This is a genomic window from Burkholderia sp. BCC0506, from assembly GCF_902833145.1.
Lineage (GTDB): Bacteria > Pseudomonadota > Gammaproteobacteria > Burkholderiales > Burkholderiaceae > Burkholderia.
Genome location: NZ_CADFEN010000002.1, coordinates 597,269 through 616,644, shown reverse-complemented (window position 1 = coordinate 616,644; position 19,376 = coordinate 597,269). Strand labels below are relative to the sequence as shown.

The following is a 19,376-nucleotide window of genomic DNA, read 5'->3' as shown; positions in this document are numbered from 1 at the left end:
ACGCGACGCAGCACGCACCGCAGCCGATGCTCGCCGCATCAGCGCGATCAGCCGCCGTAGACGTCGAACGCGAAGTACTTCTTCTCGAGCTTCTTGTACGTGCCGTCCTTGATGATGTCGGCGATCGCATGATCGATCTTCGCCTTCAGGTCGGCGTCGTCCTTGCGCAGGCCGATGCCCGCGCCGTTGCCGAGCGTCTTCGGATCGTCGAGGTCCTTGCCGGCGAATTCGAAGTTCGCGCCGCGCGGCGTCTTCAGGAAGCCGATGTCGGCCTGCACCGCGTCCTGCAACGCCGCGTCGAGGCGGCCCGACATCAGGTCCTGGTACACGCCGTCCTGGTTCTGGTAGGGCACGACCTGCACGCCCTTCGGCGCCCAGTACGCCTTCGCGTAGGTTTCCTGAATGGTGCCCTGCTCGACGCCGACCGACTTGCCCTTCAGTGATTCGGCCGTCGGCTGCAGGTTCGCGCCCTTCTTCGCGACGAGGCGGGTGGGCGTGTTGAACAGCTTCGCCGAGAACGCGATCTGCTCGGCGCGCGCCGGCGTCATCGACATCGACGACAGCACGCCGTCGAATTTCTTCGCCTTCAGCGCCGGGATCATCCCGTCGAAGTCGTTCTCGATCCACACGCATTTCGCCTTCAGGCGCGCGCAGATCTCGTTGCCGAGATCGACGTCGAAGCCGACGACCTTGCCGCTCGCGTCCTTCGATTCGAACGGCGGATAGCTGGCGTCGACGCCGAAGCGGATCGTCGACCAATCCTTGGCGTGGGCACCGACCGCGATGCAGGCGAGGGCAATACTGAGCGCGAGTTTCTTCATGGCGTTCCTGTCAGAGGCGAACTGGGACGGGCTCCGGTCGGGCTGCCCGCCGTGAACCCTTCCAACCGGGACATCGCCTGTTCAGCGACATCCGAGTTGTACATACAACTTTGCCTTTTCACGGATGAAGCCAGCAATCCGTGTTTATCTCTAATTGTCGGCGGATTACGCGCGCGCTCAGCATTTTCCTTAATTTTCAATTAATTACTGGTTACGCGAGGCTGAATGATGCCTTTCTCGACGCGTACGGAGGCAGCCGACCGGAGCGCGTCAGCTGTCTAGACTTCGCCGGCCAAATCGGCATTTCCTCATCGGCCTGCCAGTCATCCAACGACAGCGTTGCCGCCGCGGCGCGTTTACGCATCGTTTGCGGACGCGCGGCGAGTCTATACACCGTTTCGCCGCGGCGATTTCTAGAATGGCCACCATGTCCAAGACGAGGCTTCCGCCGTACGGAGCACGACGCGACCGAGGATGAGCACATGACACCGACCAGAACGGAACTTGCCGCTTCATGCGATCTGCTGCCCGATCGCGTGCGACGCCGCGCCCCCGCGGATGCACTCGTGCTGCTGTCGATCCGCGTCGAATCGGATGACCTCGCGCTCGTGCGACGCCGGTTGCATCAGGCCGTCGGCGCCGCGCTCAACTTCTACACGGCCACGATCGACCGCCGCACCGGGCGCGCATGCATCGAGCTCGAAGTCGCGCGGTCGCAGGCGTCGCCCGCGATCCTGTCGATCCTGCGCGTGCTGCCGGCCGCCGAGTTCGGCACGATCCGCCTGTTGCAGCACTAGCCGGCGTTCGCCGTCGCCACGCGTGACACGCGTCACGCGCTCCCCCTTTTCATCGATTCGAACGCGCGCGTCCGCACGGACACGCGCGACGAATCGCCGTTCCCGTCGCAACGGGCCTTTCCAGGAAAACACTCGCAATGAAAAAAGCAGTCGTCGGTACCCTGTCGTTCGCATTCATCGGCGCCGCCGCGCATGCGCAAAGCAGCGTCACGCTCTACGGGATGCTGGATGCCGGTATCGCCTATACGAACAATCAGTCGGGCAAGAGCGCATGGCAACAAGGCAACGGCCTGCTGTCGAATACGGTCTTCGGGCTGAGCGGCAACGAAGATCTCGGCGGCGGCCTGCATGCGCTGTTTCGCCTCGAAAGCGGCTTCAACCTGAACAACGGCACGCAGTCCTATCGAAACACGCTGTTCGGCCGCCGCGCGTACGTCGGGCTGCAGAGCGACCGGTACGGCACGCTGACGCTCGGCCGCCAGTACGACGCGGTCGTCGACTATCTCGGCCCGCTCGCGATGGCGAACAACGGCGACGGCAACAACCTCGCGTCGCATCCGTTCGACAACGACAACCTCGACGATTCGTTCTACATCGACAACGCGGTGAAATATACGAGCCCGCCGCTCGCCGGCTGGCAGTTCGGCGGCCTGTACGGGTTCAGCAACGCGGCCGGCGGCTTCGCGAACAACCGCGCGTACAGTGCGGGCGTGTCGTATGCGAACGGGCCGGTCAGCGTCGGCGCCGCGTACCTGCAACTCAACCGGGGCGGCCTGACGGCCGGCGGCGCGCTGTCGACGAACGACGCGCCGAACTTCCCGGCCGCGCGGCAGCGCGTGATGGGCGCCGGCGGCAGCTATGCGTTCGACCGGCTGACGATCGGCGCGTTGTGGACGCATACGATGTTCGACGAGACGGCCGCGTCGTCGCTGCCCGGCGCGCTGCACGCGCTGCGCTTCGACAACTACGAGGCCAACGCGCGCTATGCGCTGACGCCGGCGGTTTCGTTCGCGCTCGCCTATACATTCACCGACGGCCGCTACGACGACGCAACCGGCAGCTACCGGCCGAAGTGGCACCAGGTGACGCTGATGACCGACTACGCGCTGAGCAAGCGCACCGACGTGTATGCGGAAACCGTATACCAGCACGCATTCGGCGTAGCGTCGGGCGCGCCACTCGGGTTCGCGAACGTCACGGGGGTCGCGGCTTCGTCGACCCGCACGCAGGTGGTCGCAACGGTCGGTATCCGGCATCGGTTCTGACCGCAAGCGGGCCGCCGCAGGCCGGCCGCTCTGTGCAATCCCGCATGGACGCGCGCCGGCCGAACAGGGATCATGCGGGAAATCCGGGCCGGCGCGCCCGCGAAACCGGTACACTCGGCGCCGGGCGCGCGCCGGATCGGCATTCGGCGGCGGCCCGCTGCCGACTCTGAATCGTGATCCCATGACCACACCGATCTATCAGGAAATCAAGGACTTCATCCTCGCGCGCATTCATGCCGGCGAATGGGCGGAAGGCGACCAGGTGCCGTCGGAGAACGAGCTCGCGCGCGAATTCAACGTCGCGCGAATGACCGTCAACCGCGCGCTGCGCGAACTGACGGCCGAACAGGTACTCACGCGCACGCGCGGCTCCGGCACGTACGTCGCGTCGCCGAAATACGAATCGACGCTCGTCGCGATCCGCAGCATCTCCGACGAAGTCGCTGCGCGCGGCCACGGCTATCGCGCGCAGGTGCTGCAGGTCGGCGCGGCCGTCGCCGATGCGAAGCTCGCCGACGAACTGCAGCTCGACACCGGCAGCCCGATCTTCCATTCGCGCGTGCTGCATTTCGAGAACGACACACCCGTGCAACTCGAGGAACGCTGGGTCAACCCGGCCTGCGCGCCCGAATACGCGTTGCAGGACTTCACGACGACGACGCCGAACCAGTACCTGACGCGCGTCGCGCCGCTGCAGCGTGTCGAATACCGGATCGAGGCCGCGATGCCCGACGCCGAAACGCGCCGCCACCTGACGATGGACGATCGCGAACCGTGCCTGCTGCTGCATCGGCGCACGTGGTCGCAAGGGATGGTCGCGTCGGTCGCCAATCTGTGGCACCCGGGCAGCCGTTACCGGTTCACCGGGCATTTCTGATGCCGATGCCGAAGCGCAGGCTTACCTCGCGCGCGGTTGCCCCCATCGTTCGATCGCAGTGACGGCCCGCTGCAAGCCATCCTCGTGCGCCAGACGCGCACCGAGTTCCGCCGCACGCGCCTTCGTGTCGCCGCGCTCGGCGAATGCGATGGCCCGCGCCAGCGCGGCCGCCTCCACGCGCCGCCCCGCAACCGGCGCTGCCGCGACACCCAGCCGCTGCAACCGGTTCGCCCAGAAGAACTGATCGCCCGCGAACGGCACGACCACCGACGCAATGCCGGCCCGCGCGGCCGAATGCGTGGTGCCCGACCCGCCGTGGTGCATCGCCATCGCGACGCGCGGGAACAGCCAGTCGTGCGGCGTATCGTCGATCACGCGAACGTGCGCCGGCAGCAGCGACGCATCGATGCCGCTCCAGCCCGGATAGAACAGCGCGCGCCGGCCGGCCAGCGCCTGCGTCAGCGCCGCGGCCAGCGCCGCGCGATCGAAGCCGGCCATGCTGCCGAAGCCGATGTAGACAGGCGGCTCGCCGGCGTCGAGAAATGCCGCCAGGTCGGGCGGCGGCGCCCACGCAGGTGCATCGATTCGCCACTGGCCGCAGGCCTGCACGTTCGCCGGCCAGTCGGCCGGACCGGACAGCAGCGCCGGCGACACGCCATACAGCATCGGATGATCGGTCCATACGTGCTGGCGCGGCGGCAATCCGCATACGCTGGCGCGCGCGGCATTCGTCGCCTTCCTGAACGCCTGCCACAGCAACGCATTCACGAACCGATGGCTCGCGCGATTCAGCCAGCGCGGCAGCTTGCCCGGCGGCAGGAACGGCGACGCGAATTCGGCCGTCGGCGTGATCGGGATCATGCCCGTGCCGATCGCCGGGATGCCGCGATACTCGGCGACCGACAACCCGACGAACGACGCGAGCCCCGACACGAGAAGCGCGTCGCACCCGGCCGATGCGTCCGCGACTTCGCGCATCCACGCGGCCGTGTTCGCATTCGCGATCGCCGCGAGCGCCTTCGACGTATCGTTGAAGCCGCCGCGCCCGCGCACCGCATCGGCGAGCGCGCCGTCCGGCGCGATCGCGCGACGGATGTCACCGGACAACGGCGCCGACGGCACGCCGAGCGCAACGGCCGACCCGAGCGTCGCCGCATCGGCGAGCAGCCGGACGTCGTGGCCGGCATCCAGCAGCGCGCGGCCGAGCGCCGCGAGCGGACGCGTGTCGCCTTCGGTGCCGTAGGTGGCGATGACGAGTTTCATGCGGGGCTCCTCGTGCGCGGCGGAAAAGTTGGATTCAAAAAAATGCACGTCGTATACTAATGCAATCCGTACACTTTCAGTCAATCCCCTGCCATGACGATTCCGACCGACGATCCGGGCCGCCGCGCGCGCAAGCGCATCCAGATGCTCGCGCATCTTGCCGCGACCGGCGCGCGCCTGTTCGATGCGCACGGCTACGAGGCCGTCACGATGGAGCAGATCGCCGCCGAGGCGGACGTCGCGAAACGCACGCTGTACAACCACTTTCCGACGAAGGAAGCCGTGCTCGCGCACTGGCTCGAAGGCGAACTCGCGCGCGACCTCGCGCATCTGCAGCACGACGTCGCGCGGCGCAAGACCTTCGCGTCGCGCATCGGCTGCGTGCTCGACGCGTCGGCCGCGTGGTGCGAACACCATCCGGCGTATTTGCTCGCGTACCTGCGGCACCGCTTCCTGAGCATCGGGGCAGCCGAACCGGAGCGTGCGGGCGAGAACGGCAGCGACATCGCGCTGGTGTGGCAGCAATTGATCGCCGCCGCCCAGCAGGCCGGTGAACTGAACGCCGCGTTGCGGGCCGATCAGCTCGCCACCTGGTTCCATCACCTGTATCTCGCGGCGATGCTGCGCTGGCTGACCGTGCCGGGGCTGTCGTTGAAACGGGAGTTTCAGTCGGTCGCGAAGCTGTTCATCGAAGGCGCGGAAGCGAAACGCTGACGCAACGCATCCGGCAGCGGGATGCAGCCGACGCGTCGCGCGGCGCACACACATTGTTACAACGTTCGCACGCATCGCATGCCAAATTCCGCGCGCAGCAGTATGCTGATGCGGTACGGCTGCGCACTGTGCATCGGGCAACCCCGTCGCCCGCACGCGACACGCGCCGCCGTCGCGACCGCAATCATGCGTTGCAAGGAGGGTTGTGATGGCTACCACGCATCAGCACTTCCACCTCGAACTACGGCACGCCACCGCGCCGACCTACTTCATCAGTTACCTGTTCCCTGCGTTGCTGTTCGTCTACGAACTGTTGCGCATCGGCCAGTGGATCCGCGATCACGGGATGCAATTCGTCGCGTTCAAGCAGATGGGTTACGAGTATCTGCTGATGCTGCTGTTCGTCGGGCTGCAGATCGTCGTCGAGGCGATCTTCCTGCTCGGCGCCGCGATGCGCAAGGATCATCGCGATTTCGAGCACCGGTTGCCGAACGTGATGCTCGGCATCGGTCTTTCGATCGTGCTGCTGGCGATCGATCTCGCGATCCAGCTGTCGTTCTGACGACCGGCGGGCATCGGCCCGCCGCCGATGGCGAGCGCGCTCAGGCGCGCGCGTCCCGCAGGCGCGTCGCGACGGCGGCCAGCACGTCGTCCGTGCGCTCGCGGTGCGGCATGTGCCCGCAGCGGGCGAGCAGCAGGAACGACGACGGCCCCGCGACGCGCGCGGCGATCCGCTTCGGATGCACGTCGGATCCGTATTCGTCGTCTTCGCCGTGAATCGCGAGCGTCGCGCACTGCACGCGCGGCAAGTCGTCGTCGAGATTCCAGTCGCGAAACGCGGGCGACAGCCACGTGTCGACCCACGCGCGCAACACCCATTCGGCCTTGTCGCCGTGATAGCGCGCGAGCCGGTCGAGCTGCCCCGGCGCGTCGAACTGCCGCTCCGCGTCGCGAATGCCGGCCAGCGTGCGATCCTCGACGAACGCCTGCGCGGCGACCGTCACGAGGGCGCGGCAACGCGCCGGATACGCGGCCGCACAGCCGACCGCCATCCCGCCGCCGACGCTGTGCCCGAAGGCGACGAACGCATCGACGCCGAGCCGTTCCAGTACGGCCGCGAACGCGCGACCAGCCTCGTCGCGCACGAACGTCGTGCCGAGCGTGCCCGGATGATGGTCCGAACGGCCGAACCCGAGGCGGTCGTAAGCGATCACGTCGCGTTGCGTCGCGCGGGCGAGCTGCGCGGGAAAGTCGCGCCACAGGTCGACACAGCCGAGCGAATCGTGCAGCAGCACGATCGGTGCGGCCGGCCCAGGCGCTGCCGCACCCCGAGCCGGGCCCGCACGCCAGCGTTTCGCAAAGAGGCGCCCTTGCGGCGTCTCGACGGTCGTCTCCTCGGTCACGATATCGGTCATGTGTCGGTCGTCTGCATGAAAGCGGCCGCGCGTCGGCGGCCGCATCGAATCCGCGCATGGTGGCCTGCCGGCGCGCACAGCGTCAAGAAAAGCCCCTACCGCCCGCGCGCTCATTCGGGCTGCGGCGGCAGATACTCCATCTGCGCCTCGTCGTACAGCCGGTAGATCAGCGCCTGCATCGCGCGGATGTCCTCCGATTCGTCGAGCATGCGCATGCTCATGATGATCGGCGACACGAGGTTCGGATCGTCGAGCGGCTTGTAGCTGATGTCGTCGCGCTTGAGCCCGTACACGCTGTGCGGCACGACCGACACGCCCTCGCCCATCGCGACGAGGCCGAGCGCGATCTGCAACTCGCGCGTCTCGTAGATCTTGCGCGGTTGCAGCGCGCGATCGTGGAAGGCCGCGAGCACCTGGTCCGCGTAGCTCGGGCGCGGCGCCTTCGGAAAGATGATCAGCGTGTCGTTGACGAGATCGTGCAGCGACAGCACCGGTTTCGCGCTGTCGAGCGCGTGGCCGACGGGCAGCGCGACGATCATCCGCTCCTCGCGCAGCACGACGCGACGCACGCTCGGATCCTCGTGGCGGATGCGCCCGAAGCCGACGTCGATGCGCCCTTCCTTCAGCGCCTTGATCTGGTCCATCGTCGACATCTCGTGCAGGCTCAGCTCGACGGCCGGATATTCGCTGCGAAAGCGCCGGATGATCTTCGGCAGCATCCCGTACAGCGTCGAGCCGACGAAACCGACCGACATGCTGCGCTCGATCTTGCCGACCCGCTTCGTCATCGATTCGAGCTCGGTGGTCTGTGCGAGCAGCTGCACCGCGTGCGAGTAGAAAAAGCGCCCCGCGTCGGTCAGCTTCAACGGCCGCGCGTTGCGCTCGAACAGCGGCACGCCGAGCGCTTCCTCGAGCTGCTGGATCTGCCGGCTGAGCGGCGGCTGCGCGATGTGCAGCCGTTCCGCCGCCCGCGTGAAATTCCGCTCTTCGGCGACCGCGACGAAGTAGCGGAGGTGTCTCAACTCCATGTTCGAATCCTCCCGGGACAGGCGACGGACGCTCATCCGGCACCGCGCGGACAACGCCCGCACCGGTCCCCCTCGCCGGCTATCCGTACCGGCCTCCTCGATCGCGCGCTTCCCGATTTCGCCACGATACCTCAGCCGGCGCCGATCCCGGCGCGAGCAGCGTTCCGCTCGCGGCGACGTCCGGCGCCGCGCAAAGCAAAACGGGAAGCCGCGAGGCTTCCCGTCCGTTCGCCGATGCCGCGCCGCGACATCGTGCCGACCGCATCACACCTCGGTCGCGTACAGCGCGTCGCGCTGCTCGTCGCTCAGCGAGTCGAGCGGCACGTCGGGCAATTGATAGCAGATCATCGTGCCGTACAGCTCGGCCAGGCAGTTGCTGCCGGCGTCGAGCGCGTAGCCGTCCTCGCCGTCCGGCGCCGGCGGGTACACTTCGCGCCACGCGTTGATCGCGGCTTCGATTCGCACGATGGAAACAGGTCCGGCCTTCCGCTCGGCGGGTGATGCGCTCATGGATTCCTCTGGGTTGCGCGCTCCGCGGGCCGTGCCGGCCCGGATGGAGCGATGAAAACGCCGGGCGGCGCACCGGCCGCCGCACCGCGCGCGCCGGATGCCGATCCGCGCTGCGCCTGTCGCGCCGGCCGGGCCGCGGCCCGGTAGGGTCGGGCAATATAACCGGCTTTGACCCCGTACAGGCAAAAGCCGGGCAAAAAAATCGGGAAGCACGCGGCTTCCCGTTTCGTCGTCCGTCGCGCGGCCGCCCGCCGCGCCGGCGTCAGCCCGCGGTTTCGCGGTTCGCCACCGGCTGCCGCTGCGCGCCGCGGTTCGCGGCGACCCACGGCGCGATCTCCATCTCTTCGTAGCGCACGAACCGGCTCTTCTTCAGGAACCGGTAGCCGAGCCACACGACGACGAACAGCGGAATGCCGACATAGGTCGCGGCCACGCCGGCCCAGTCGATCCGGTTCGCGAGAAACGCCTGGTAATCCTGGCCGAGCGCGATCACGAGGCACAGCACGAACGCGAACAGCGGGCCGAACGGGAACCACTTCGACTGGTACGGCAACTGGTCGAGCGCATAACCCTGCTTCACGTAGCCCTTGCGGAACCGGTAGTGGCTGACCGCGATGCCGAGCCACGCGATGAAACCCGTCATCCCCGACGTGTTCAGCAGCCACAGGTACACGGTCTTGTCGCCGTACAGCGACGTGAAGAAGCACAGCGCGCCGACGGCGGTGGTCGCGTACAGCGCGTTGCGCGGCACGCCGCCCGGCGACAGCTTCGCGAACACCTTCGGCGCGCGGCCTTCGGTGGCGAGGTTGTAGAGCATGCGCGTGGACGCGTACATGCCCGAGTTGCCGGCCGACAGCACGGCCGTCAGGATCACCGCGTTCATCACGCCGGCCGCGAAGGCCAGGCCCGCGTGACGGAACACCAGCGTGAACGGGCTCACGCCGATGTCGGTCACGTCCGTCTTCAGCAGATTCGGGTCGGTATACGGAATCAGCACGCCGATCACGAAGATCGCGAACACGTAGAACAGCAGGATGCGCCAGAACACCTGACGCACCGCGCGCGGGATCGTCGTGCGCGGGTTTTCCGATTCGCCGGCCGCGACGCCGATCAGCTCGGTGCCCTGGAACGAGAAGCCGGCGATCATCGCGACGCCCATCAGCGCCGGCAGGCCGCCCGCGAACGGGGCGTCGCCGATCGTCAGGTTGCCCCAGCCGTTGGCCGGCGCACCCTTCAGAATGCCGAAGATCATCAGCAGCCCGACGCCGATGAACGCCACCACGGTGACGACCTTGATCAGCGCGAACCAGTATTCGGCTTCGCCGAAGCCGCGCACGGTGAGCGCGTTGAGCAGGAACATCACGGCGAGGAACGCCGCGCTCCACCACACGCCCGGCACGTCCGGAAACCAGTAGTGCATCACGAGCTGCGCGGCGACGAGCTCGACCGCGATCGTCACCGCCCAGTTGTACCAGTAGTTCCAGCCGAGCGCGAAGCCGAAGCCTTCGTCGACGTATTTCGCGCCGTAGGTCGCGAACGAGCCCGACACCGGCATGAACGCGGCCATTTCCCCGAGGCTCGTCATCAGGAAGTAGACCATCAGGCCGATCAGCATGTACGCGACCATCGCGCCGCCGGGGCCGGCCTGCGAGATCGACGCGCCGGACGCGACGAACAGGCCCGTGCCGATCGAGCCGCCGATGGCGATCATCGTCAGGTGGCGCGCCTTCAGCGCGCGATGAAGCTTGGGTGGGTTCGCGGACGAACCGGATGGGTCGGACTTCGGAATTGCGGACATAAACGAGACGAACGTTGAGCGGGCCGGCATCCGTAGCCGGCGCATGCGGAACCGGAGCGCGGTGCGCGTCCTGCGATGCATTCGATGCGGCCCCGATACGCGTTGCGCGGCGGGCGCCTGCGGCGAAGCGCGGATTCTACCTGATTCGACAGGGGGACAGCTCAGGTCGGCACGCCCGCCGTCGGGCAGGAGATTTCGCGGAATCAACGGCTTGGCCGCATCGGTCGCGGTCACTGCCGGCCGTCGTCGCCCAAACCCGACGACGGGCGGGCCATCCGATTTTCGTTTTCCCGGTCGGTACGCAATCCTGTCCCGATCCGCCAAATACCGCGCCAATAAGTAAAATCGACTGATGATTATGCGATTAATCAGACGAAAAGGCCGGCACTGTTAATCGATTCAAATCGAGTCGCCCGTGCGCGCTGCGGTAATGATGCGTAACCGTTGCGAATCGCCTTCTCCACATGCATGTTTTGCATGTGCACGCGAAAATCGGGAATTCGCGGGATAATGGCGCTCAATTCGAAATAATCCGCGCGCGGAACCGCGAACCACGCGAGTAGCCGCCGCCCGCCGCCCCCCGAGGATGAAGTCATTCCCGCTGCCCGCCACGCTGCGCCGCCATACCGCGTCGATCGTGGCACGCATTCTGTCGCCCCGCGGCGTACTCGTGGCGGGTATCGTCCTGCTGATGTTCAGTTGGGGACTTTCCACGTCGCTATTAATCGAGGCGCGGCGCGACGCATATGACCATGCGGTGGCAAATGCGCGCAACCTGATGCTGCTGATCGAACGCGATATCGCGCGCAATATCGAGCTTTACGATTTGTCGCTGCAAAACGTCGTCGACGGCGTGGCCGACCCGGAACTGATGACCTTGCCGCCGCGCCAGCGCCACCGGCTGCTGTTCGATCGCGCGGCGACCGGCGCCTATCTCGGCTCGATTTTCGTGATGGATCCGCACGGCAATATCGCGATCGATTCGAGCGCGTCGCCCGCGCGCCAGGGCAATTTCGCCGACCGCGACTATTTCACCGTGCATCGCGACCGGCTCGTGCCCGACCTCTACATCAGCCGGCCGTACGCGTCGCGGCTGCGCGGCGGCGCGCTGACGATCGCGCTGAGCCGCCGGATCACGCGGCCCGACGGCACGTTCGGCGGCGTCGTCGTCGGCACGCTCAGCATCGACTACTTCCGCGCGCTGCTCGACGGCCTCGCGGTCGGCCGGCACGGCAGCGCGGCGATCGTCGAGGACAACGGCACGCTCGTGTCGCGCCTGCCGTACGACAGGCGGGTGGTCGGCCTCGACCTGCACGACTCGCCGCTGTTCATCGACGCGCAGCGCAGCCGCGACGGCGAGCTGACCGGTGTCGGCGCCATCGACGGCGTGCGGCGCGTCTATGTCTACAAGCATCTCGCCGGGCTGCCGCTGATCGTCGACGTCGCACCCGCCGAGATCGACATCTACGCGTCGTGGCACCACCGCGCGGTGTGGACCGTCGTGCTGATGAGCCTGTTCACGGCGTTCATCGCGTGGGGCTCGCTCGCGCTGTCGCGCGAGCTGAAGCGCCGGCAGGAGGCCGAATCGAAGCTGTACCGGCTCGCGCACACCGATTCGCTGACGGGCCTCGACAACCGCGGCACGTTCGACACGGTGCTCGCGAAGGAAGCCCAGCGCGCGTCGCGCAGCGGCCGCCCGTTGTCCGTGCTGTTCGTCGACGTCGATCACTTCAAGGCGTTCAACGATTACTACGGCCACCCGGCCGGCGACGACGTGCTGCGCCAGGTCGCGCAATCGCTGTCGCGCTGCCTGCGCCGCGACAGCGATCACGTCGCGCGCTACGGCGGCGAGGAATTCGTCGTCACGCTGCCCGACACCGACGCGCCGGGCGCGGCGACCGTCGCCGAAGGCATCCGGCGCGCGATCGCGGGGCTCGGGATCGAGCACGTGAAGAGCCCGTACGGGCGCGTGACGGCCAGCATCGGCACGGCCACCGCCGACGACGGCCGGATGAACGCTGCGACGCTGCTGCGGCGCGCCGACGAAGCGCTGTACCGCGCGAAGTCCGGCGGACGCAACCGCGTGCTGGACGCGCAATCGAGCGCGGCCGACGCGTGACGCGACGCGACGTGCGCGATCCGATGCGCCCGCCGGCCGCCCGGCCCGGCGGGCGCGCCGTGGACAGCCCGCCCGCGTTCGGCTAGCGTTACGTCTGCTGCGCATGCGGCGCGGCGCCCGCCCGCGCGGGCCGCCGTGCGCGTTCCGGCCACTTCCGCTCCGTCATGACCGCCCCGCTCCCGACCCGACTGCCGCCGCTCGTGCGCCACGCGCTCCGCCCGCTACTCGACCCGTACCGCCGCTACCGGCATGCGAAGCTGATCCACGCGGCGCGCGTCGCGCTCGCGATTCTCGTGTCGATCGCGCTGTCCACGGGGCTGAACGTGCCGCACGGCGAGTGGTCGACGATCACCGTGCTGATCGTCGTCGGCGGGCTGCAGCACCACGGCAACATCCGCAAGAAGGCGGCCGAGCGCGCGCTCGGCACGTCGATCGGCGCGCTCGCGGGGCTCGCGCTGATCCTCCTCTATTCCGCTTTGCACGCGCCGCTCGTCATCTACCTGCTGATGGCCGTCGGGTGCGGCGTCTGCGCGTATCACGCGATCGGCAAGGCCGGCTACATCGCGCTGCTGTCGGCGATCACGATGGTGATCGTCGCCGGGCACGGCGACAACGAGATCGTCGACGGCCTGTGGCGCGCGGTGAACGTGCTGGCCGGCATCGCGATCGCGCTGGCGTTCTCGTTCGCGCTGCCGCTCTATGCGACCTATTCGTGGCGCTACAAGCTCGCCGACGCGCTGCGCGCGTGCGCGGCCGTGCATGCGCGGCTCGCGGGTGACCGCCACGTGAGCGACGACGCGCACCTGAAGGAAATGGCCGCGCTGAGCGCACTGCTCGTGCAGTTGCGCTCGCTGATGCCGTCGGTATCGAAGGAATGCGGAACGTCGATGGCGCAGCTCGAGGCGATCCAGCGCAGCCTGCGCCTGTGCATCGGCTATCTGGAGATTCTGTCGAGCGCGCTGCCGGACCGCGACGACGTCGCGGCCCGCGAGTACGTGCGCGTCGAGATGAAGACCTTGAACCGGCGCATCCGCGACACGCTGGTCGGCGCGAGCCGCGCGCTCAAGTTCGGCACGCCGAGCCGGCTCGCCCCGCGCCGGCGGCCGGTCGACCCGCTGCACGATGCGCCGCCGCCGCAGTTGTCCGGCTACGTGTCGATCACCGCCAAGCTGGCCGGCGAAGTCGACCAGTTGCGCGAGCGGCTGCTCGATACCGCACGGTCGTGGAATATCTGAGGGTCCGGGCATCCGGGTTTTGCGCACATACCTTTCATAGACCTTTCAATACAGCCAGATCGCGCGCCGGCGACGCCGACCCGCGGCCCGTGGCCGATCCGGCCCCGGAAATCCGGCCGACACGCCGGCTCGTCCGCACGTGTTTCGGCGGCGACGCAACGCCGCCCGGCACGTCGTTCTCTACCCGGTTAACCTGCTGTCAGGCCCGCCGCGACAGGCGCGACGCCGGTTTCGCACCAAAATCAACCCTTGCCCCAACTTCCCGGACAGCCGATACTCGCATATTCCGCGAAATACGATCCCACCGGCTTCAATCCACGGTAATTCCTATGAGCACGATTCTCGAAAGCCTCCCGACCGGCCAGAAGGTCGGTATCGCCTTCTCCGGCGGCCTGGACACCAGCGCCGCGCTGCACTGGATGAAACTGAAGGGCGCCGTCCCGTACGCATACACGGCGAACCTCGGCCAGCCCGACGAAGACGATTACGACGCGATCCCGAAACGCGCGATCGAATACGGCGCAGCCGGCGCCCGCCTGATCGACTGCCGCGCGCAGCTCGTCGCCGAAGGCATCGCGGCGCTGCAAAGCGGCGCGTTCCACATCACGACGGCCGGCGTCACGTACTTCAACACGACGCCGATCGGCCGCGCCGTGACGGGCACGATGCTCGTCGCCGCGATGAAGGAAGACGGCGTCAACATCTGGGGCGACGGCAGCACGTACAAGGGCAACGACATCGAGCGCTTCTACCGCTACGGCCTGCTCGTGAACCCCGATCTGAAGATCTACAAGCCGTGGCTCGACCAGACGTTCATCGACGAGCTCGGCGGCCGCGCCGAAATGTCCGCATTTATGAACCAGGCGGGCTTCGCGTACAAGATGTCGGCCGAGAAGGCGTATTCGACCGACTCGAACCTGCTCGGCGCGACGCACGAGGCGAAGGATCTGGAAAGCCTCGAAAGCGGCATCAAGATCGTGAACCCGATCATGGGCGTCGCGTTCTGGCGCGACGACGTGAAGATCGCCGCCGAGGAAGTGACGGTGCGCTTCGAAGCCGGCCAGCCGGTCGCGCTGAACGGCGTCGAGTTCAAGGATCAGGTCGAGCTGCTGCTGGAAGCGAACCGCATCGGCGGCCGCCACGGCCTCGGCATGAGCGACCAGATCGAGAACCGGATCATCGAGGCGAAGAGCCGCGGCATCTACGAAGCCCCGGGCCTCGCGCTGCTGTACATCGCGTACGAGCGTCTCGTCACCGGCATCCACAACGAAGACACGATCGAGCAGTACCGCGAGAACGGCCGCCGCCTCGGCCGCCTGCTGTACCAGGGCCGCTGGTTCGACCCGCAGGCGATCATGCTGCGCGAAACCGCGCAACGCTGGGTCGCGCGCGCGATCACCGGCGAAGTGAAGATCGAACTGCGCCGCGGCAACGACTACTCGATCCTGAGCACGAAGTCGCCGAACCTCACGTATCAGCCGGAACGCCTGTCGATGGAGAAGGTGGCGTCGACGTTCTCGCCGCGCGACCGGATCGGTCAGCTGACGATGCGCAATCTCGACATCACCGATACGCGCGACAAGCTGCGCGTGTATTCGCAAGTCGGGCTGCTGACGCCGGGTGAAGCGTCGGCGTTGCCGCAGATCAAGGGCGATAGCGACAAGTAAGCCAGTCGCTTTCGAGAGCAGCCGGGCGGCGTGACCACCGCCCGGTTGCATGCAGTACTTCCCTTCCCGATTTTTCTTCAAGCACTGCCGGATTCGCCACGCGTATCGCGACGATCCTGCAGGCGCGTCAAGGTTATTTCGATGCCGTGGCCGTGGCCGTGGCCGTGGCCGTCGCGGTCGCGGTGGCCGCAGTCGTCGTCAATGCCGTCGAAGCAGTGGAAGCAGCGGCAGCGGCAGCGGCAGCGGCCGGCGCCGGCGTACGCGCCAGATCCTGGCCGATCATGTCCGCGACCGACTTCTCGCACGACTTGATCCCTTCCACCGACTTGTCGAAATTCTTCTCGAGATCGCTGAAGCTGCCGTACGTGTAGGCGAAATCGCTGTCGATGTGGACGCTGTTCGCCTTGATGTCGTAGCCGCACGCGAACGTCTTGTAATAGATGTCCTGCTTCGTCTTCGCGTCGAGAATGCGTGCGCGGATGACGACCCACGGGATGTAGTCGGGCTGCTGGGGCGGCGAGATATAGCCGAACGAAGAGAACCACACGTTCATGATCGCATCCGCGTCGGTCTGGATCGCGGAGTAGTCGTCCGACTTGCCGTCATCGGCGAGCTTAACCTTCTGGCCGTCCAGCTTCACGACCTGATAGCCGTTGCCGGTGAGGCGGCCCGCCACGCCGTCGGCGATGTCCGGTGCAAACACGACCTTGCTGGCCGCCACGTGATCCGTGTACGTGCTCGTATGGCTCGCGTTGACGGCCGCTTGCGCGAGCGCGCCGATCAGGCCGAACCCGCCCGCCGCGCCGCCGAGATTGAGGACCGACACACGCTTGGGCTCGGTGACGTCGAGCATCGCGATCGAATGCAGCTTCTGACGCGCCTCGGGTTTCATGTCGGTATTCGGCAGCGTGGTGCAGCCGGACAGCAGCGTCACGAGCAGGCCGCAACCGACCAGGGTGGCTTTGGATGAATTCTTCATTGGATCAGTGGCTTTCGTTGTTGACGGAACGTGTTCATCGGGCCGCCGCACGCGGCACGTCGACGCGCCGCGTGCGATGCGACCGTGCGTTTATTGTTTGATCACCTGACCGTACGCGACGAAGCTGTAATCAGCCGCGCGCAGCACGTAGAGGATCGAGCGCTTGAAGCCGTTGGTTCCCGTGATCGGCACGAACATGATCGCGGCGCTGCCCGACAGCGGAACGCCGGCCGGCAGCTTGCAGCCCGTCGACGCGGAGGCCGTCACCGTCATGTCGTACATGTTCTGGTTCGAGCCGGGCGTGGCAAGCAGCAGCGCGCCGCTCAGGTTGCAACCGCTCAGCGTGCCGGTCAGCGTACCGCCCGATGCAATCGCGAACGATGCGTTGGTCGTCGCCCAGGTGCCCACCACGCTGTCCTGCGTGACGGCAAGTGCGTTTGCGGCGTTGTAGGTCCACGTGAAATTCGAGGCCGTACCGTTGCGGCTGATCGTGCCGGACAACGTCTGCTGCGGGCTGTATGCGCCCGAGCCCGAATCGATCTTCGTGACGATGCCGCTCGTTCCTGCAAAGTTGATACCCGGCGCGAGTGACCACGTCGAACCGTTGACGGTCAGGGTCGTGAAATCGTCGGACATCACGAACGATCCGAGCAGATTGAGCGTGCTCAGGTTGTTGTGCGGGTCGACCAAGGCGATGGTCGAGTAGCCGAGGTTGCCGGATGCCGACCAGATCCCGATCGGGCCGGTTGCCGTTGCGGCCGTCGAACCGGCTTGCGGGGTCGTCAGGCTGGGCAGTGCCTCGCCGACCGTCACCGGCTGCGACGATGCGACGGGGACGCTTGCGGGGGGAGCCGCGAGGGGCGTGGACGCGACGGTCGGTGCGCTGGCTGCGTTATTTGCGCCGCCGGTGTTCGCGGGCGTGCCGCTGCTTGCGTTCGACGAGCCGTCACCGCCGCCGCAACCGGCGACGACGAATACCGAAATTGCGGCTGCGGCCAGCAGACAAAGGGAATGCTTGTTCAATTCAATCCTCGATTTTTTTGATGCGTTTTTTTAGTGGTCTAGATTCGAATCGCGTTACTTTTCTGGTGTTTTGCGTGGGCCTCCTCGAGCGATGTTGGGTGCTTGGGGTGATGTGTTGGGGAAGGACGATGAGGGGGGCGTCGGTTGCCGGATATTCGGCACGACGGGGACGAGCATGGAGGTGTGGTCGTGCGGGAACGCGCACGCAGCGGTGAGAACCGCATGCGGCAGCAGGCATGCCGCGGCAAGGCAACGGCAAAGCGCGCGCCAGCCCCCGGTGCCTGCGCGCCCCATTGAATCGGTGCATCCCATCTTCTGATACTGCGCACGGCTTCGCCGGCCGGGCGGCCCCTCGGTTATCTGGTCGTGTGGTTTGGTTGTACGGCTGTGGTAATACTTTTTTTGAGCTACCTAAGAAAAGGTAACGGCGGTGGGGGGGGATTTCTTTAGGGGGCTTTGTCGAGGGAATTTTCTAGGGGCTTTGTCGCTCGAAGCATTCCCGTTCTCGCCCGGACGCGGGGTCAGGCGATGTTGTTGATCCGCGTGATCCCGGACGAACCGAGCATCCTCACGGATGCGTCGTGAAGGTGGTCGCTCAAAGTCGTTTTCACCCTCCACTGAGGTTGAGGCGCGCCAAGCTTCTGCTGGAGACCCGCCCGCCGCGTCATCGGCCGCGCATCCAAGTTCGACAAATGTTCACGGATCCTCATACGCGATAAGGTCGTGCTCTCGCTCGAAGATCGGATACACAACAGGATCTCGATCATAAAATGCTTCGAGAAGCCCAATTCCTCCCAGGCTGCAGACGTAATGCTGACCGTCCTATTCGGAATTATTCTTGGACGCCAGTTCGACGGCACCGCTGTATTTACGATCTCAAAACACTCTGCTTAGTGCACACCTATGCTTGGCCATTCTCCCGTCCTGTCGGACGTCACCAGCCCATAACGACGCTTCCGTCTGCGTCAATCTCGACGCTCACTATATGGTAGATACGCTCAAGCGTCAGCTGCGCGGAGGCTCAGCCCGCGCAGTCCTTGGGTGTTGGTCGTTTAGTTGCTTCGGTATTGCATTTTACTTTCAGGTTCCGAAGTAACGACACCCTCGCCGCGTTATTTATGGAAATAAATCGTTTAATTTCATTTATAAATTCACTCGAATAATTATTAATTCTTTTCACGTGCTCTTCTAAGCCAATCCGATGCGAAGCAATCCAGCGATCAGTGTCCGCCCGCGACCGCTGCAGATCGGCACGGAGCTGCCGGGAGGCCGTATCGACCAACGAAGATCGGCCAGTCTCCGACGAGTCATCGCAGTATTCCAGGTAGCATGGACGCGAACCTATCAGCGCTCTACAGACTGATTGCCAGAAATCCCCCGCTCGCAATCAAATCCCGCGCCGTACGACGTAGCATTTGCACCATATCCAAAGCATTTACCCTGACAAACGTCTCCAGCCTGTCGCCTTCGGGTGCACACAGCACAGCCCAAAAATGGAGTTTGCTCAGCATCGCAACGAGCGACTCCTCGAACACACCAAGCGGAGCGGCCTCGTCATGTTCCCTGGCCCACGACACGTATCGATCCAAACCCGCGCCGGTCATCCACGCATATTCGAGGTCGGATACCCGCTCACCGGCGGGTATCCGACCGAGGACAAAGGGGGTGACCGGATAGATTTGGAACTCGACATCGTCGAGCCCCGAAAAACCATATCGTGCTTCGCCAACCTCCACGACCTCGTCGCCCCAAGTTCTGACTTGTCGCGCCAATTGCAGCAAGACCGCCTCTCTGTCGCGCTTGCGAAGCACGATTCCAACGTTAGCGTTCATATGTCCTTTCAATGTCCGTAGAACGGCGTAGCG

At 66.0% G+C, this 19,376-nt stretch carries 18 protein-coding genes; 8 read left to right on the top strand and 10 right to left on the bottom strand.

The window, feature by feature from the left end:
* Positions 1–47 precede the first annotated feature (47 nt).
* Positions 48–821 (bottom strand): ABC transporter substrate-binding protein, encoded by a 774-nt coding sequence (locus HWX62_RS06710; protein WP_175931855.1) that lies wholly within the window; start codon positions 819–821, stop codon positions 48–50.
* A gap of 482 nt (positions 822–1,303) precedes the next feature.
* On the opposite strand from HWX62_RS06710, the gene HWX62_RS06705 reads away from it, so the two are divergent.
* From HWX62_RS06705 to hutC, 3 genes are all read left to right on the top strand, one after another.
* The gene (locus HWX62_RS06705; RefSeq protein WP_244135986.1) at positions 1,304–1,618 is read left to right on the top strand and encodes a hypothetical protein; all 315 of its coding nucleotides are present in this window, start codon (positions 1,304–1,306) and stop codon (positions 1,616–1,618) included.
* 137 nt (positions 1,619–1,755) lie between these two features.
* Positions 1,756–2,883 (top strand): porin, encoded by a 1,128-nt coding sequence (locus HWX62_RS06700; protein ID WP_175931856.1) that lies wholly within the window; start codon positions 1,756–1,758, stop codon positions 2,881–2,883.
* A gap of 181 nt (positions 2,884–3,064) precedes the next feature.
* The gene (gene hutC, locus HWX62_RS06695) at positions 3,065–3,760 is read left to right on the top strand and encodes a histidine utilization repressor (RefSeq protein ID WP_034205366.1); all 696 of its coding nucleotides are present in this window, start codon (positions 3,065–3,067) and stop codon (positions 3,758–3,760) included.
* 21 nt (positions 3,761–3,781) lie between these two features.
* Here hutC and HWX62_RS06690 read toward each other — a convergent pair whose 3' ends face one another.
* Complete coding sequence (locus HWX62_RS06690; RefSeq protein ID WP_175931857.1) at positions 3,782–5,023, bottom strand: glycosyltransferase; 1,242 nt, start codon at positions 5,021–5,023, stop codon at positions 3,782–3,784.
* Between the two features lie 93 nt (positions 5,024–5,116).
* Between HWX62_RS06690 and HWX62_RS06685 the strand changes: the two genes are divergently transcribed.
* Together HWX62_RS06685 and HWX62_RS06680 are read left to right on the top strand one after the other, a co-directional pair.
* Positions 5,117–5,737 carry a TetR/AcrR family transcriptional regulator gene (locus tag HWX62_RS06685; RefSeq protein WP_175931858.1) on the top strand — a complete coding sequence of 207 codons (621 nt, stop codon included), beginning with the start codon at positions 5,117–5,119 and terminating at the stop codon, positions 5,735–5,737.
* Between the two features lie 208 nt (positions 5,738–5,945).
* Positions 5,946–6,299, top strand: a complete 354-nt coding sequence (locus tag HWX62_RS06680) for a hypothetical protein (protein WP_175931859.1) — start codon at positions 5,946–5,948, stop codon at positions 6,297–6,299.
* Between the two features lie 40 nt (positions 6,300–6,339).
* Here the strand turns inward: HWX62_RS06680 and HWX62_RS06675 are convergent, their stop codons facing one another.
* From HWX62_RS06675 to HWX62_RS06655, 5 genes are all read right to left on the bottom strand, one after another.
* On the bottom strand, positions 6,340–7,152 hold the full coding sequence (locus HWX62_RS06675) for an alpha/beta hydrolase (protein ID WP_175931860.1): 813 nt from the start codon (positions 7,150–7,152) through the stop codon (positions 6,340–6,342).
* Between the two features lie 110 nt (positions 7,153–7,262).
* Positions 7,263–8,180 (bottom strand): LysR family transcriptional regulator, encoded by a 918-nt coding sequence (locus HWX62_RS06670; RefSeq protein WP_059814926.1) that lies wholly within the window; start codon positions 8,178–8,180, stop codon positions 7,263–7,265.
* A 264-nt stretch (positions 8,181–8,444) separates the two neighbouring features.
* Positions 8,445–8,690, bottom strand: a complete 246-nt coding sequence (locus HWX62_RS06665) for a DUF3717 domain-containing protein (RefSeq protein WP_175931861.1) — start codon at positions 8,688–8,690, stop codon at positions 8,445–8,447.
* A 262-nt stretch (positions 8,691–8,952) separates the two neighbouring features.
* Positions 8,953–10,488 (bottom strand): amino acid permease, encoded by a 1,536-nt coding sequence (locus tag HWX62_RS06660; RefSeq protein WP_175931862.1) that lies wholly within the window; start codon positions 10,486–10,488, stop codon positions 8,953–8,955.
* Between the two features lie 368 nt (positions 10,489–10,856).
* Positions 10,857–11,084 (bottom strand): hypothetical protein, encoded by a 228-nt coding sequence (locus tag HWX62_RS06655; protein ID WP_175931863.1) that lies wholly within the window; start codon positions 11,082–11,084, stop codon positions 10,857–10,859.
* Between HWX62_RS06655 and HWX62_RS06650 the strand changes: the two genes are divergently transcribed.
* From HWX62_RS06650 to argG, 3 genes are all read left to right on the top strand, one after another.
* Positions 11,075–12,607: a sensor domain-containing diguanylate cyclase gene (locus tag HWX62_RS06650; protein ID WP_175931864.1), complete on the top strand. Its 1,533-nt coding sequence runs from the start codon at positions 11,075–11,077 to the stop codon at positions 12,605–12,607. The genes HWX62_RS06655 and HWX62_RS06650 overlap by 10 nt on opposite strands.
* A 164-nt stretch (positions 12,608–12,771) precedes the next feature.
* Positions 12,772–13,842, top strand: a complete 1,071-nt coding sequence (locus HWX62_RS06645) for an FUSC family protein (RefSeq protein ID WP_175931865.1) — start codon at positions 12,772–12,774, stop codon at positions 13,840–13,842.
* A gap of 329 nt (positions 13,843–14,171) precedes the next feature.
* On the top strand, positions 14,172–15,509 hold the full coding sequence (gene argG / locus HWX62_RS06640) for an argininosuccinate synthase (protein WP_175931866.1): 1,338 nt from the start codon (positions 14,172–14,174) through the stop codon (positions 15,507–15,509).
* Positions 15,510–15,642: 133 nt separating this feature from the next.
* On the opposite strand, the gene HWX62_RS06635 is transcribed toward argG, so the two are convergent.
* The 3 genes from HWX62_RS06635 to HWX62_RS06625 all read right to left on the bottom strand — a co-directional run bounded on the left by HWX62_RS06635 (position 15,643) and on the right by HWX62_RS06625 (position 19,343).
* The gene (locus HWX62_RS06635) at positions 15,643–16,488 is read right to left on the bottom strand and encodes a hypothetical protein (protein ID WP_175931867.1); all 846 of its coding nucleotides are present in this window, start codon (positions 16,486–16,488) and stop codon (positions 15,643–15,645) included.
* Between the two features lie 90 nt (positions 16,489–16,578).
* Positions 16,579–17,511 (bottom strand): hypothetical protein, encoded by a 933-nt coding sequence (locus HWX62_RS06630; RefSeq protein WP_244135985.1) that lies wholly within the window; start codon positions 17,509–17,511, stop codon positions 16,579–16,581.
* A 1,352-nt stretch (positions 17,512–18,863) separates the two neighbouring features.
* On the bottom strand, positions 18,864–19,343 hold the full coding sequence (locus tag HWX62_RS06625) for a hypothetical protein (protein ID WP_175931868.1): 480 nt from the start codon (positions 19,341–19,343) through the stop codon (positions 18,864–18,866).
* Between the last annotated feature and the right edge of the window lie 33 nt (positions 19,344–19,376).